The 15,171-nt window shown below is 41.8% G+C and carries 12 protein-coding genes and 1 pseudogene; 5 read left to right on the forward strand and 8 right to left on the reverse strand.

Features of this window, described 5'->3' with window-relative positions; translation table 11 throughout:
• The first annotated feature begins 228 nt into the window (after window positions 1-228).
• Both IGI54_RS11675 and argH read left to right on the forward strand, forming a co-directional pair.
• Window positions 229-1,449, forward strand: a complete 1,221-nt coding sequence (locus IGI54_RS11675; protein ID WP_379946191.1) for an argininosuccinate synthase — start codon at window positions 229-231, stop codon at window positions 1,447-1,449.
• Window positions 1,450-1,875: 426 nt separating this feature from the next.
• On the forward strand, window positions 1,876-3,246 hold the full coding sequence (gene argH, locus IGI54_RS11680) for an argininosuccinate lyase (protein ID WP_430620793.1): 1,371 nt from the start codon (window positions 1,876-1,878) through the stop codon (window positions 3,244-3,246).
• Between the two features lie 61 nt (window positions 3,247-3,307).
• Here the strand turns inward: argH and lacD are convergent, their stop codons facing one another.
• The 4 genes from lacD to pfkB are packed head-to-tail and all read right to left on the reverse strand — an operon-like array spanning window position 3,308 to window position 7,120.
• On the reverse strand, window positions 3,308-4,276 hold the full coding sequence (gene lacD, locus IGI54_RS11685) for a tagatose-bisphosphate aldolase (RefSeq protein WP_430620794.1): 969 nt from the start codon (window positions 4,274-4,276) through the stop codon (window positions 3,308-3,310).
• Window positions 4,273-4,731 (reverse strand): fructose PTS transporter subunit IIA, encoded by a 459-nt coding sequence (locus IGI54_RS11690; RefSeq protein ID WP_430620795.1) that lies wholly within the window; start codon window positions 4,729-4,731, stop codon window positions 4,273-4,275. The genes lacD and IGI54_RS11690 overlap by 4 nt, the downstream gene beginning before the upstream one ends.
• 14 nt (window positions 4,732-4,745) lie before the next feature.
• Complete coding sequence (locus tag IGI54_RS11695; protein ID WP_313630501.1) at window positions 4,746-6,188, reverse strand: PTS fructose transporter subunit IIC; 1,443 nt, start codon at window positions 6,186-6,188, stop codon at window positions 4,746-4,748.
• Window positions 6,170-7,120 carry a 1-phosphofructokinase gene (pfkB, locus tag IGI54_RS11700; RefSeq protein WP_430620796.1) on the reverse strand — a complete coding sequence of 317 codons (951 nt, stop codon included), beginning with the start codon at window positions 7,118-7,120 and terminating at the stop codon, window positions 6,170-6,172. Before pfkB ends, IGI54_RS11695 begins: the two co-directional genes overlap by 19 nt.
• A 144-nt stretch (window positions 7,121-7,264) precedes the next feature.
• Here pfkB and IGI54_RS11705 point away from each other — a divergent pair, with 144 nt between their 5' ends.
• Window positions 7,265-8,014: a MurR/RpiR family transcriptional regulator gene (locus tag IGI54_RS11705; protein WP_313630499.1), complete on the forward strand. Its 750-nt coding sequence runs from the start codon at window positions 7,265-7,267 to the stop codon at window positions 8,012-8,014.
• A gap of 47 nt (window positions 8,015-8,061) precedes the next feature.
• On the opposite strand, the gene IGI54_RS11710 is transcribed toward IGI54_RS11705, so the two are convergent.
• The gene (locus IGI54_RS11710; RefSeq protein WP_071862586.1) at window positions 8,062-8,529 is read right to left on the reverse strand and encodes a Dps family protein; all 468 of its coding nucleotides are present in this window, start codon (window positions 8,527-8,529) and stop codon (window positions 8,062-8,064) included.
• A gap of 207 nt (window positions 8,530-8,736) precedes the next feature.
• Here IGI54_RS11710 and IGI54_RS11715 point away from each other — a divergent pair.
• A pseudogene (locus IGI54_RS11715) lies at window positions 8,737-8,898 on the forward strand (prepilin peptidase); the annotation flags it as partial.
• Window positions 8,887-9,333 (forward strand): prepilin peptidase, encoded by a 447-nt coding sequence (locus tag IGI54_RS11720; protein WP_430621499.1) that lies wholly within the window; start codon window positions 8,887-8,889, stop codon window positions 9,331-9,333. The pseudogene IGI54_RS11715 and the gene IGI54_RS11720, both read left to right, overlap by 12 nt.
• Here IGI54_RS11720 and msrA read toward each other — a convergent pair.
• The 3 genes from msrA to rpoC form a co-directional block, all read right to left on the reverse strand.
• Window positions 9,330-9,854 (reverse strand): peptide-methionine (S)-S-oxide reductase MsrA, encoded by a 525-nt coding sequence (gene msrA, locus IGI54_RS11725; RefSeq protein ID WP_430620797.1) that lies wholly within the window; start codon window positions 9,852-9,854, stop codon window positions 9,330-9,332. The genes IGI54_RS11720 and msrA overlap by 4 nt on opposite strands.
• Window positions 9,855-10,022: 168 nt before the next feature.
• Window positions 10,023-11,123 carry an LCP family protein gene (locus IGI54_RS11730; protein ID WP_071862583.1) on the reverse strand — a complete coding sequence of 367 codons (1,101 nt, stop codon included), beginning with the start codon at window positions 11,121-11,123 and terminating at the stop codon, window positions 10,023-10,025.
• Between the two features lie 245 nt (window positions 11,124-11,368).
• The gene (rpoC, locus tag IGI54_RS11735) at window positions 11,369-15,022 is read right to left on the reverse strand and encodes a DNA-directed RNA polymerase subunit beta' (protein ID WP_276516272.1); all 3,654 of its coding nucleotides are present in this window, start codon (window positions 15,020-15,022) and stop codon (window positions 11,369-11,371) included.
• Window positions 15,023-15,171 lie beyond the last annotated feature (149 nt).

Genomic DNA, 15,171 nt, shown 5'->3' on the forward strand with positions numbered 1-15,171 from the left:
TGTCAATGTTTTTCTCTTTGAAAACGCAAAATATTTTCATTTTCCTAATGTCTTCCTACTATTCATATTCAGCAGCTTTCTACCCTGCAAAATGAATAAAGAAACGTATTTTTAAAATTATTTTGCATAAATATTTAAAAAGGGGTTGATTTTTGTATTTTACGATGCTAATATAGCTTCAACACATTAATTAGAATTTAATGAAAAAGCAGTAAGGGAGCAATCAGGATGAAAGAAAAAGTGATTTTAGCATACTCAGGTGGTTTAGATACTTCTGTCTCAATCAAATGGCTCGTGGATGAAGGTTATGATGTGATCGCGTGTTGTTTAGATATCGGCGAAGGTCGGGACACTGAATTTATTAAAAATAAAGCCTTACAGGTTGGTGCGACTGAATCCTATGCGATTGATGCTCGTGAGGAGTTTTCACAGGATTTCGTTTTGATCGCGCTGCAAGGCAATACCTACTATGAAAATTCTTATCCGTTAGTATCTGCTTTGTCTCGTCCCTTGATCTCGAAAAAATTAGTTGAGCTAGCTCATCAGACTGGTGCGACTACGATCGCTCACGGCTGTACCGGAAAAGGCAATGACCAAGTACGTTTTGAAGTGTCCATCGCAGCCCTTGATCCAAATCTGAAGATCATCGCGCCGGTTCGTGAATGGAAATGGTCACGGGAAGAAGAAATTAATTATGCAGCCGAAAAAGGCGTGCCGATCCCCGCTGATTTAGACAATCCTTATTCGATTGACCAAAACTTATGGGGCCGGGCTTGCGAATGCGGCGTCTTGGAAGATCCGTGGGCAACTCCGCCAGCAGGTGCTTACGACATTACCGCTGAATTGGAAGACACCCCTGATAAACCGACGATTGTAGAGATTACCTTTGAAAAAGGCGTACCGACGGCCTTAGACGGAGAAGAATTATCATTAGCGACATTGATCATGAAATTGAATACCATCGCCGGCGTGCACGGTATCGGCCGAATCGATCATATTGAAAATCGGTTAGTCGGAATCAAATCCCGTGAAGTTTACGAATGTCCAGGTGCAGAAGTTTTAATGACCGCCCACAAAGAGTTAGAAGATTTGACCTTTGTCCGTGAGATGGCTCATTTCAAACCAGTGATCGAACAGCAATTATGCCAAATGATCTACGACGGTTTATGGTTCAACCCAACGATGGACGCTTTGATCGCTTTCTTGAAACAATCACAAGAAGTCGTGAACGGTGTACTACGGGTCAAACTATTTAAAGGCAACGTGATCGTTGAAGGACGTAAATCTGACAACAGCTTATATAACGAAAACTTGGCGACTTATACTTCCGCCGATACGTTCGATCAAGATGCGGCGATCGGCTTCATTAAATTGTGGGGTTTGCCAACTAAGGTCAACGCCGAAATTCAGGCGAAAAACCAAGCAAAGAAAACCCAACCAACGCTTTAAGATGAATCGGAGCGGCAGAAGCCGAGACTTCTGTCACCCCTCTTTTGCAAGATGAACCAGATGTGAGGCGGCTTTTACTTGCCGGTAAATAAGGCCGTCCGGTTTCACATCTTGCCATTGCTCATAGGTGAGTTTCTTTTCCAGGTAGGAAATAAGGAAACCAGCAATGTTTTCATCCTGAGGTATCTGAAAAGATGCCTCCTCCCTATAAGAAAAGCTTTTCGAACTCGTTCAGCTTTTGAGTAATAAGACCAAGCTTTTGATAAGTCGCTCCTTAGACTTAAAAAAAGTTTTGCTTATTACCGAAAAAGCTTGTTCGAAAAGCTGGATATTAAGAAAAGTTTAGCGAACTCGTTCTGCTAGACATCAAAGAAAAGGCCGTTTTAGCGGTCTTTTTTTAACAAGAAAATAATGAGGTGACGATACATGGCAAAACTTTGGGGCGGCCGTTTTGACGGTAAAAATGAAGCTTGGATTGACGCGTTTGGCGCATCGATTCCTTTTGATCAGCAATTAGCGAAACAAGACATCACCGGCAGCTTGGCCCATGTCAAAATGTTAGGTGCAACGGGAATCATTACTATAGAAGAAGCGGATAAAATTTCTGCTGGCTTGACGGTTTTAGCGGAGAAAGCCGCAAACGATGAATTAGTCTTCACGATTGAAAATGAAGATATCCATCTAAATTTGGAAAAAATGCTCCACGACGAGATCGGTCCAGTCGCCGGCAAGCTTCACACAGCTCGCAGCCGGAACGATCAAGTCGCGACGGATATGCATTTATATTTAAAGGAACATTTGATTGAGATCATTGAAAAAGTACAGCATTTTCGAGGGGTCCTAGTAAACAAAGCCGAAGAACATGTCGAAACGATTATGCCTGGCTACACGCATCTGCAGCATGCCCAACCGATTTCTTTTGGGCATCATTTGATGGCTTACTATGGCATGCTGACACGAGATCAAGCCCGGTTGGAAGAAAGTATCAAACGAGTAGATATTTCTCCTCTCGGCTGTGCAGCTTTGGCTGGGACGACTTTTCCCATCGATCGGGAAATGACTGCAGCGGAATTAGGCTTCAACGATCTTTATATGAATAGTTTGGATGGGGTTAGCGATCGTGATTTCATTTTAGAATTTTTGAGTAACAGCTCGATCTTGATGATGCACCTTTCCCGTTTCTGCGAGGAAATCATTTTATGGTGCAGCCACGAATTTAAATTTGTCGAATTGACCGATACTTTTTCCACCGGCAGCTCGATTATGCCGCAAAAGAAAAACCCTGATATGGCAGAGTTGATTCGGGGCAAATCAGGCCGGGTTTTCGGTGATTTAGTTGGTTTGTTGACAGTGATCAAAGGCTTACCCTTGGCGTATAACAAAGATTTACAAGAAGACAAAGAAGGTATGTTTGATACCGTCCATACGGTCGCGACTAGCTTAGATATCATGGCCGGTATGATTGACACCATGAAGGTCAATACACAGGTCATGCATGACGCGACGGAAAAAGATTTTTCCAACGCGACGGAACTAGCCGACTATTTGGCGACCAAAGGCATTCCCTTCCGTCAAGCCCACGAGATCGTTGGAAAATTGGTCTTAGATTGCACTCAAAAGGGGATTTATCTGCAAGATGTCCCATTAGCCGATTACCAAGCAATCAATTCCGTGATCGAAGAAGACATTTACGATACCTTATCCTCTAAAACTGCGGTCACTCGTCGCCATTCACTAGGCGGCACCGGCTTTGATCAAGTCAAAAAACAAATCGAGCTGGCAAAAGCAGCCTTATAAGACAAAAGATGTTCCAAGCTCTTAATTCTGGCTTGGAACATTTCTTTATCTGCTTTCTTTTTTAGGCTTTAATATAAATTGGAGTGGCGGTTTCTTCTAAGACCTTGTTTAAGGATTCAATATTTTGTTTTCCTTCTTCTGTCAACCAAGCAATAGCTGAGTCTTCCCCAGCTTGAACAAACGCCTCAACGCCATTGGCCCAAGTAGCTCGGCCACACAGAACACCATTGAAGGTCGATCCTGATTTTTGAGCAAAGCGTAATGTTTCTTGAAACAGTTCTGCACTAACTCCCGCACTCAAGAAAATAAATGGCAAGTTCGTTGCTTCTGATTGCTCGTTAAAATACGTCGCAGCCTCTGCTTGACTATAACAAGCCTCTTGTCCATATCCTTCCACAAAGTTCATATTAACTGGAACTTCCACCTTCAAAACATCGACTTGATAACGTTCTTTTGAAAACTCGCGCATCGCTTCAATGACTTTTCGCGGCTTCACTTTAGCATATTCTAGCGAAGATGTATCCGCAATATCAGCAGCATAAGTGACAATTTCTAAGAAGAATGGAATATCTTCAGCAGTGCACTCTGAACCGATCCGTTCCATATATGCTCGTTTTTGTTCATTGATCTCTTCCGATTCGTCGACATCATAATAGAGTAGGAATTTACAAGCATCGGCGCCGGATTCTTTTAAACGTCTCACTGACCAAGTATTCAATACATCTGGTAGACGACCCGGTGTTGTTGCATCATAGCCGGTTTTTTCATACGCCAGCAGCAGACCACACTCTTCATTACGAACCTCGGCCGCCGGCAGACCATATTCAGGATCTAATAAAATCGCCGAAGCATAAGGTGTCAGCTGTTGCGAAACTAATTCTTTAAATTTAACTACATCGTCTGTCGTCGCTTCTTTATATTGACCGATCATTTTCTTCAAGGCACCTCGTTGGTCAATCGCTAACGCGCCAATAATCCCTGCTTGATTGGTCATTCGCTCTAAATACTCTTTTTTTCCTAGACTTTTCATTCATTCTCACCTAATTTTTCATTTAGTAATGTTGCGATTGCTTCTTTGGACTGTGCTGCTTTAAGCTCTTCTGTAACTTCATTGCGCATCAACAGCCGTGCAACAGCGGATAATAACTTTAAGTGGGTCGTTCCAGCTTGTGAATCTGGAATAAACAGTGCGATGATAAAATTGATTAATTGACCATCTAAGCTATTCCACTCTATTCCCTGCTCCAATGTGACAATGATAATATTGGGTTCATTGATCGAAGTTGCCTTGGCATGTGGGATTGCAAATCCATCCATCATTCCTGTCGTTCCTTCATTCTCACGCTCGATTAGCTTTTGATAAACTTGCGCTTTATCGGTAGCAATAGCTAATCCTTCTGCCTGCTTCGCCAAAAATTCAAAGACTTCTTCTTGCGTTGCCAATGACTGTTTTAAAAAGATTTTTTCTGTTTGAATGATCTCCATCTCCAAACTCCTTCCTATTCAACGATCGCTGATTTTTCCGTTGCTTCAGCATTTTCTTTCTTCTCTTTTGCGGCAACGCTGCTCTTTTGAATCAGACCTAAAATTACACCGCCTACGATTGAGCCAATCAGAATTGAAAGTACCCATTGCCATTTACCTGTGACAACTGGTAAAACTAAGAATCCGCCATGGGGAGCTGGTACTTGAACACCAAACATATACGTTAAAACAGCAGCGATAGATGAACCTAACATCATAGTTGGTAATACTCTGATCGGATCTTTTGCTGCAAAAGGAATCGCACCTTCAGTAATATGCGTAGAACCTAAGATAAAATTAACTAACCCAGCATTCCGATCGTTTGTATCGAAATATTTTCCAAATAATAACGTAGCGAATCCAGTAATCAATGGCGGCGCGATACAAGCAGCAGAGACTCCAGCCATAAAGGTCGTATTTCCTTGTGCTAATAATGCTGTCCCTGTGACATAAGCTGCTTTATTAATTGGACCGCCCATGTCAAAAGCACACATACAGCCGACAATCACACCAAGAACCAAGGGATTAGAATTTTCAAAGCCAGCTAAGAAGCTCATCATCCCTTCATTGACTGCTTTCATCGGTCCTGCTAGTAATGACATCACTACACCAATGACTGCGACACCAATGACTGGATAAAGGAAAATTGCTTTTAAACCGTCTAATTGTTTTGGTAAAATTTCCAAAGCTTTTTGCAAGAACAAAATGAGATACCCGGCTAGAAAACCAGCTAAGATTCCGCCTAAGAACCCGGTCCCACCGTTTACTGCAACAATCCCGCCAACAAAACCAACGACCAGCCCCGGACGTTTGGCTATTCCTTCCGCGATATAAGCAGCTAATACAGGAACCATCATCCCCATTGCTGCGTCCCCGACACCTTTCAGCATCGCAGCCGTGGCGTTGTATTGAGCATTATCTGGATCAAAGGAATAAATACCCCAAACGGCAAATGAGACCGCAATCAACACCCCACCAGCAACAACAAAAGGCAGCATGTGGGAAACGCCATTCATCAAATTTTTATAAATACTACGACCAAAGCTAGTATTGCTACCTATTTCCTGTTCTAAGGCATCCACGGCTTGATTTTCTGCGGCAATCGAACCTTTTCCAGCTAATGCGTCGTCAATCAAACGCGCCGCATCTTTGATACCGGTGCTAACTGAAACATCAATGATTCGCTTGCCGGCAAAGCGTTCTGGATGAACATCTTTATCCGCTGCGATAATGACAGCTTCAGCATTTTTGATTTCTTCTGCAGTCAGTTCATTTTCGACTCCGATTTGTCCATGCGTTTCCACTTTAATAGTCACGCCTTTTTTCTTAGCGGCCTGCTCTAAAGCTTCTTGCGCCATGTATGTGTGAGCAATTCCTGTCGGACAACCTGTTGCTGCGATTAACTGATAATTTCCCATGTTTTTAACCCCTCTTCTTTGATTTCAATTTGTTTGCTTAACTCATCAACATCCGAAAAATTGGTCAAACCTTTGCGAAAAGCCGTCGAACTTCCCGCTGCTAAACTTTTACGCAGTGTTTCTTCCATCGACTGATTGGTTAAATAGCCTGCTAAAAAAGTCCCTAGTAACGTATCTCCAGCACAAGCTGTATTTACTACTCTTCCTTTAGGTGAATTTCCGCGGAGAATACGATCTTGACTAAAAAGAATCGCTCCCTCACCGCCAAGTGATAACAAAACATTTTGTGCGCCAGCCTCCAATAACTGCTGCCCATAAAATAAATAGGCTTCTTCTGTGTCGATCACTTGGCCAAACCATGATTCCAGTTCTTCTTCGTTAGGTTTCAACAAGAACGGGTGATACAACAAGCAATCCATAACTTCTTGATAGCTGCTATCAATAATCAAATGGATTCCACGTTCATGGCAAATCCGACTGATTTCGATCAAAGTTTCTGGCTTCACACCTCTCGGTAAACTACCTGAAATACAAAGATAATCGCCCAGTGACAATCCTTTGATTTGCTCCAAAAAGATTTGAATCTTTTCGTCAGGAATTTTTGGACCTTGATTGACTAGTTTGAATTCCTCCTTCGTCTGATTGACTTGAGTAAAAACATTGATGCGGGTCATTCCGGGAACTTCAATAAAATCAGTGCTAATCTCTTTTTCTCGTAAATAATCTTCTATATAGTTACCCGTAAACCCAGCACGAAATCCCAATGCAGTTGTGGCAACTCCCAACATTTTAAGTATGAGGGAAACATTTACCCCTTTTCCATTTGCTTGAATATCGTCATCCTTTGTTCGATTGACAGTAAAAGGGTTCATAGTATCCGTTTCAATAAATAGATCAATCGCTAAATTCATCGTACATGTATAGATAGACATAAGTGATGACCTCCTTGACTTTATTATGGGGCATGCAGCACCGAAAAGGTTTTCATGTTTGAACGTTTTCTCTGAAAAGCTTTACATTTTTTCATTAATCATGATATTTTTATCATAGACATTGCGGAAGAAGGGCAATCAAATATGGAACATAAATTAAGCGAAACTGAACAATACCTCTGGGACTTTATTGAGAGCCAAATTCTGGAAGTTCCCAATTACTCCATCGTAAAACTTAGTGAAAAAGCCAATGTTTCTACCGCTACAATCGTTCGTACAATGAAAAAGAAAGGTTACGAAGGATTTACTGCGTTTAAACATCACTTAAAAGAGCAAGAAAACAAAAATATTAATTTCTCTTCATTAGATAAAGTGGATAAAGGGATTCGTCGAGCAATTTTAAAAAACGAACAAGAAGTGGTACGCACAATTAACATGATCGAAATCGGCAATATTGAAGATGCGATCCAAAAGATCAAATTTGCTGAGCGGGTAATTATCTTTGCACGAGGGTTTTCTGAGATGATTGGTCAAGAAATGATGGTGAAATTCCAACTTACTGGAAAATATTGCCAGATGCATACCGATCCGGAAATTATTAAAAATATTAGTCGTAAACTTAATAAGCGAGACATTGTTATTTTCATTTCCTTGAATGGCGAAACCAAAGAATTAGTGGTTGCAGCCAAAAATTGTTACAATGCTGAAATTGGTTCGATTCTAGTTACTGCGAATAATTCCTCGAGTCTAATGAATTATTGTGAGATTCCTTTAATCGGCTTCAAATCAGAAGGCTCCTATTTTCCTGACTATGAAGTACGCTCTAGGTTACCTTTGCAGATTATTGCGCGAATTTTACTCGATTCCTATGCATTGCGTGTTACTGACAACTAAAAAAGAGACAAACACGTAAACGTGTTTGTCTCTTTTTCGATTATTAATTACGCGTCAATTTCAGGCGCTTTGCCTAAATGAGCTTGGATCATCCAAATGCGTTTTTCGGTCGCAGTTTTGAATTCAATGAAAATATCTTGTGTTGGATCGTCGCCTTCTTCACCGGTCACATCAATCCCTTTTTGATAAAGGTCTGCTAAATAGCGATAGCCTTTAACAAGCGTAGCTAGACGTTCTTCCATTGTCCGATCCCAACGTCCTACTTCATCAGGGATCTTTGTTTGGTCAGCCATTTCACGCAAAGTTGAGTAAGGTGATCCGTCTAATGTGATCAAGCGTTCGGAGATTTCATCCAATTGATCATTCACATCATCCATGAAATCATCCATCATTGGGTGTAATGTCAAGAAACCAGGGCCACGCATATACCAGTGTGTTTGGTGGATAACCATGGACATTTGACTTAAGTCTGCGACTAGTTGGTTCAATACTTCTTTTGTCTTTTCAAATTTCATTCCTTCATACCTCCTAAAATTTTTAGCTCCAATAAAAGCATAATACACTTTCAGCAAAAGTACAAAGAAAATGCTGACATTTCGATGTTTTGTCGTATCTTATTGCAAAGGAGGTGAAACGCTATTTTACAGTTTGTTATCGGCACGATCATCGGCTCTTTTTTAGCCGTTGTCACGACTCGGTTTCCTTGAGGAGAATCGCTCCTATATCCGCCATCCCATTGTGACCATTGCCAACAAAAGTTGCGACCACTGGAAATGATTCCTTTATTTTCCAGCCTTCGCCAAGGCTTTCGGTGCAGCCATTGTCATAAAAAATTCTCCGCCCGCAGCTTTTGGCTGGAGCTTTTTTGCGGAGTGCTTTTTGTCCTCTTTCTAGCAGAAATCAATGGGGTTCAGCTGTGGCAGCTTTTTTGGCTGCTGAGTACGCTCGTTTTAGCGGTGATCGACTGGGATCATTTCATTGTTGAGGAAAAAATCTTTTTCTTTACTAGTTTAATTTTATTAGGCGGTGGTGTTTGGCTATTTTCTGTTCATTGGAAACAACCACTGATGGTTTGTGCCCTCTATTATTTCAGCCAAAAAATACTCCCAAACAGTCTTGGCTTGGGAGATCTTTGGATCATTGCTTTATGGAGCTTATTTTTATCCGGCCATGAGCTCTTACAGCTGTTGCTGATTGCCTCCGCTACAGGGCTGGTTTTTTACGGCTATCAAGTCTTGCGGCAAAAAACACCGGAGCGTCTGCCTTTTGTACCCTTTCTTTTTATCGGATTGTTGTGCATCCTCTTAAACCATCGCTAAGCCTGCCAATGCTGGCGAATAAACCCTTTACGCCCAGAACCCTCGCTATAAGCGTTATAGTGGGCTGGATTTTTTCGATAAAAATCTTGATGATAGTCTTCTGCTGGATAAAACGGTTGAGCCGATTCAATTGTCGTTACGATCGGCTCTTTAAAACGTCCACTTGCTTGCAGTCGTTCCTTCGAGGCCTCCGCCGTCAGTTTTTGTTCATTAGAGGAATAAAAAATCACCGGACGATAAGAGTCTCCACGATCGGCAAACTGACCAAAGGCATCAGTAGGATCGGTTTGCTGCCAATAAATTTCGACTAATTGCTGATACGAAATAATGTCCGGATCAAAGGTAATCTCGACTGCCTCAGTGTGTCCCGTCGTTCCGCTGCCAACTTGTTCATAGGTGGGATTTTCTACATCTCCTCCTGTATAGCCGGAAACAACTTTCTTTATGCCGGGCATTTGATCGAAGGGCTTCACCATACACCAAAAACAGCCGCCAGCAAAAATTGCTTTTTCTTCTGCCATAAATACTTCCCCCTTTTTGTCCCATCATAAGCCTTTTTCAAAAAAATGAAATGAATCTGCTCAAAAAGAGCGTACTAGACGTATCCAGTTTCAAGTAATAAGCTATTTATCCGTAAAAAAAGAACCTGTGACAAGACTTTTGTCACAGGTTCTTCTTTCAGCTCTCGTTTAATAATTCTCCGTATCAATTGGATAAATGATTTTGCCGTAGCCAGTATAATCATAATGCGTTCCCGCACTGATCTTATCCACTTCGCTGTCATCAAAGAATAATTGATTGTCATCGTCGTCATCTAGATTTGGTAATTTTTTCTTAGTAGGCAGATTTAATTGCTGCTTCAAAGTATTTTGCTCTTCCAACAAGCTATTCAGTCCTAAGATTTGGAAGTAAATATCTTGGATCATTTCGCCTTGACCCTCGACTTGTGTTTGCTTGATATCATCTGCAGCAGGTGTGTACTCCTTAACGACCGTTAGCATTTCGCTCCAGCTTAGATCGGTCTTCACATAATCTTCCACCGCGTGTAAATATTTTTTATACTGGGTTACCGAATTGACTGAGAGTATTTTTTTAATGATCTTAGATAAAATTTCTCGTTGCCGTGCTTGCCGGCCAACATCGCCTTTCGGATCTTCATGACGCATCCGCACATACTCTAAGGCGTGTCTGCCATCCAAAGTTTGTTTGCCTTTTTTTACATGAACGCCGTCTAGTGTAAAATCAATCTTATTATCGACTTCGATCCCGCCGACCGCATCGACTAAGGTCCTCAAGCCTTTCATGTTGATTTCGACATAGTGATCAACTGGTACATCCAGCATTTTTTGAACCGACTCAATCGCCATTTTAGTCCCGCCTAGTGAATAAGCCGCGTTCAACTTATCGTAATAGGTATCGCCTTTTGCGACATAGACATTCTCATCGCCTTTGTAACCCACCATCTGAGTATAAATATCCCGATCCAGGCTCGTCATCATCGTTTGCTTCTTTTTAGGATTGATCGTTACTAGCATCATCGAATCTGAGCGGCCTTGATACGTCCGTCCTTTATCACCAGTATCCGTTCCCATCAACAGAACCGAGAAAGGCTCTCCACTTTTTAAATCAACGGTATCTGAACGTTTACTCGAATAATCGATTTTTTTCGTCATTTTACTGATTGCTTGATCTACGTCATTATTTACTTTTAGTAGATAGACCGTAGCCGCACCGACTAGTATCACGATGATCCCTACGATAATTAGAATGATTTTCTTTGCTCTGCTCATGTAGCACCTCAAAATTTTTATCTAGCCAAATAATTTTACGTTATTTTCTCATAATTTATCATTAGACAATAGTCTATCTCTGCTAGTCTAAACGAAATTTAATATATAGTTAAAGTAGCCGCTACCATTTCGTCAGATACCCTCTTATAATACCGCTAAAAAGAAAGGACCACAAGATTCAATAGAATCTTGTGGTCCTTTGTTGATCAATATTCAGCTTCACCAATTCGTGATGCTTTTAAAGCTTAGTTCAATGGATTGTTCAAAGCGTCTTCAGCAGCCATTTGTGCTTCAATATCAGAGATACTGTAGACATTTTCGCTAGCCACAACGACTTCTTTTGGTTCCATGTTACGGTAAGTCGCCATACCAGTTCCGGCAGGAATAATCTTACCGATGATAACATTTTCCTTCAATCCAAGTAGTGGATCTTTCTTACCGCGGATCGCAGCATCGGTCAAGACACGAGTCGTTTCTTGGAATGATGCGGCAGATAAGAAGCTGTTTGTTTCCAATGATGCTTTCGTAATACCAAGCAAGACTGGACGAGATGTCGCAGGTGTACCACCAGAAACAATCGTTTTGTAGTTTTGGTCTTTAAAGTCAGCGATATCTAACAATGTACCTGGCAAGATATCCGTGTCGCCTGGGTCCATAACGCGGACTTTACGCAACATTTGACGAACCATTACTTCAATATGCTTGTCGCCGATTTCTACCCCTTGCATCCGGTAAACACGTTGAACTTCACGTAGCAAGTAAGTTTCAACAGAGATTACATCCCGCACTTGTAATAAGTGTTTAGGATCGATTGAACCTTCTGTTAAACGTTCCCCACGGTGGATTGTGTCACCTTCAACAACTTTCATACGAGCGGTATAAGGAACCGTGTATGTCCGCGTATCTGTTTCACCTTTGACGGTCACTTCTTTCGAACGAGTGGCAGCATCTTCAGCGATTTCAACGACTTCACCGGTAACTTCAGTAATAACAGCCAAACCTTTAGGATTACGTGCTTCGAAGATTTCTTGGACACGAGGAAGACCTTGTGTGATATCGTCTCCGGCAACCCCACCGGTATGGAATGTACGCATGGTCAACTGAGTACCTGGTTCACCGATTGATTGAGCGGCGATAGTACCAACTGCTTCACCGACTTCAACATCGTCACCAGTTGCCAAGTTACGACCATAACAATGTTTACATACACCATGTTTAGTATTACATGTGAAGACTGAACGAATGGTTAATGTTTCAACACCAGCATCGATAATCCGTTTTGCATCAGCTTCACTGATTAATGCATCCCCAGGTAAGATCACTTCGCCTGTTTCAGGATTTAAAACAGATTTTTGAGTATAACGTCCAACCAGACGTTCTTCTAATGATTCGATGATCTCATTGCCTTCACGGATCGCAGAGATTTGTAGACCGCGGTCAGTGCCACAATCTTCTTCACGTACAATCACATCTTGGGCAACGTCAACCAAACGACGAGTCAAGTAACCTGAATCGGCTGTCTTCAAGGCGGTATCGGTCATCCCTTTACGAGCCCCGTGAGTCGAGATAAACATTTCCAAGACAGATAGACCTTCACGGAAGTTTGAGATAATCGGCAATTCCATGATTTGTCCATTCGGAGCGGCCATTAATCCACGCATCCCAGCAAGCTGAGTAAAGTTGGAGATGTTACCACGGGCTCCAGAATCAGACATCATGAAGATTGGATTCTTCGCATCCATTGATTCAATCAGACGTTGTTGAATATTATCTTTGGCTGCATTCCAGACAGCGATAACACGTTCATAACGTTCATCATCAGTAATCAAACCACGACGGAATTGTTTCGTGATCGTGCCAACTTGTTTGTGGGCATTGTCGATGATTTCTTGTTTTTCAGCCAAGGCCATGATATCGGCGATACCAACGGTCATACCAGCATGAGTGGAGTGTTTGTAACCTAAGTCCTTCATCCGGTCAAGCATCATTGACGTATCAGTGACTTTGAAACGTTTAAAGACTTCAGCGATGATGTTTCCAAGATTTTTCTTCTTGAATGGCAAGATAATTTCTTGTTTTTTGATCGCTGCAGGAATATCGACACCTTTTTCAACAAAATATTTGTCAGGTGTGTATTGTGTTAAGTTGAAATCAGTTGGTTCGTTTAAGTAAGGGAACTCTTGCGGCATGATCTCGTTGAAAATAATTTTCCCAACAGTTGTGATCAACATGCGTTCTTTTTGTTCTTCAGTGAATGGTTTGTCGCCTAATGTATTAGGGTCAACAGCTACACGTGAATGTAAGTGAACATAGCCATTACGCCATGCCAACACTGCTTCATTCATATCACGGAAGATCATTCCTTCACCTTCGCGGCCTTCTTCTTCCATTGTTAGGTAGTAGTTACCTAAGACCATATCTTGAGATGGTGTAACAACTGGTTTACCATCTTTCGGGTTCAAGATGTGCGTTGCAGCTAGCATTAACATGCGAGCTTCTGCTTGCGCTTCTTCACCTAGAGGTAAATGGACAGCCATTTGGTCTCCATCGAAATCGGCGTTGTAGGCTTCACAGACTAATGGGTGAAGACGGATCGCACGACCTTCAACTAAGATCGGTTCAAATGCTTGGATACCTAGTCTATGCAACGTAGGTGCCCGGTTAAGTAAAACAGGGTGTTCTTTAATAACTTCTTCTAGAATGTCCCAAACAACGTCTTCTTGACGTTCGATTTTACGTTTCGCATTTTTGATGTTTGATGCGATTTCACGTTGAACGAGCTCCTTCATTACGAAAGGCTTGAACAATTCGATCGCCATTTCTTTCGGCAGACCACATTGATACATCTTCAAGAAAGGTCCAACAACGATAACGGAACGAGCAGAGTAATCGACACGTTTACCTAGCAAGTTTTGACGGAAACGACCTTGTTTCCCTTTCAACATGTGAGATAAAGATTTCAATGGGCGGTTACCTGGTCCAGTGACTGGACGGCCACGACGACCATTATCGATCAATGCGTCTACCGCTTCTTGCAGCATCCGTTTTTCATTTTGTACGATGATATTTGGCGCGTTCAAGTCTAACAAACGTTTCAAACGATTGTTACGGTTGATCACACGACGGTATAGGTCATTCAAGTCAGAAGTCGCGAAACGACCTCCTTCTAATTGAACCATCGGACGTAGATCTGGCGGGATGACAGGAATAACATCCATAACCATCCAGCTTGGAAGGTTACCAGAAGAACGGAAAGCTTCTAGAACATCCAGGCGACGAATCGCACGTGTCCGTTTTTGTCCTTGAGCGGTTTTCAATTCTTCTTTTAATTCAACTGTTTCGCCTTCTAGATCTACTTTATCTAGTAATTGTTTGATGGCTTCAGCACCCATTGCCGCATGAAATTCTTGACCGTATTGATCCCGTTTTTCACGGTATTCACGTTCAGTCAATAATTGTTTTTTCTCTAGGCTTGTATTACCTGGATCGATTACGACATATGATGCAAAGTAGATGATTTCTTCTAACGCACGAGGACTCATGTCTAAGACAAGACCCATCCGTGAAGGAATACCTTTGAAATACCAAATATGTGTAACAGGCGCTGCTAATTCAATGTGTCCCATCCGTTCTCGACGAACTTTTGAACGGGTAACTTCAACACCACAGCGGTCACAAACGATACCTTTATAACGAATTCGTTTGTATTTCCCACAGGCACATTCCCAGTCTTTGGTTGGTCCAAAAATTCTTTCATCGAATAGCCCTTCACGTTCAGGTTTCAATGTACGATAGTTAATGGTTTCCGGTTTTTTTACTTCACCGTATGACCAGCTTCTGATTTTTTCAGGAGAAGCCAAACCTATTTGCATACTTTCGAATTTATTTACATCGATCAAAAGGGTTTCCCTCCATTTCATTTTATCGTCAGTCAGCTAGAGGATAGCTGATTGACCTATGCATAAACGGTGTGAAAAAAGTAGCTTCTTCGGAAATAAGCCGAAATATCTTGAAGCTGAACACTTTTTTCACAACCTCTTCAGACAAG

It is taken from the genome of Enterococcus sp. DIV0800, from assembly GCF_050559735.1.
Classification (GTDB): Bacteria; Bacillota; Bacilli; order Lactobacillales; family Enterococcaceae; genus Enterococcus_A; species Enterococcus_A devriesei.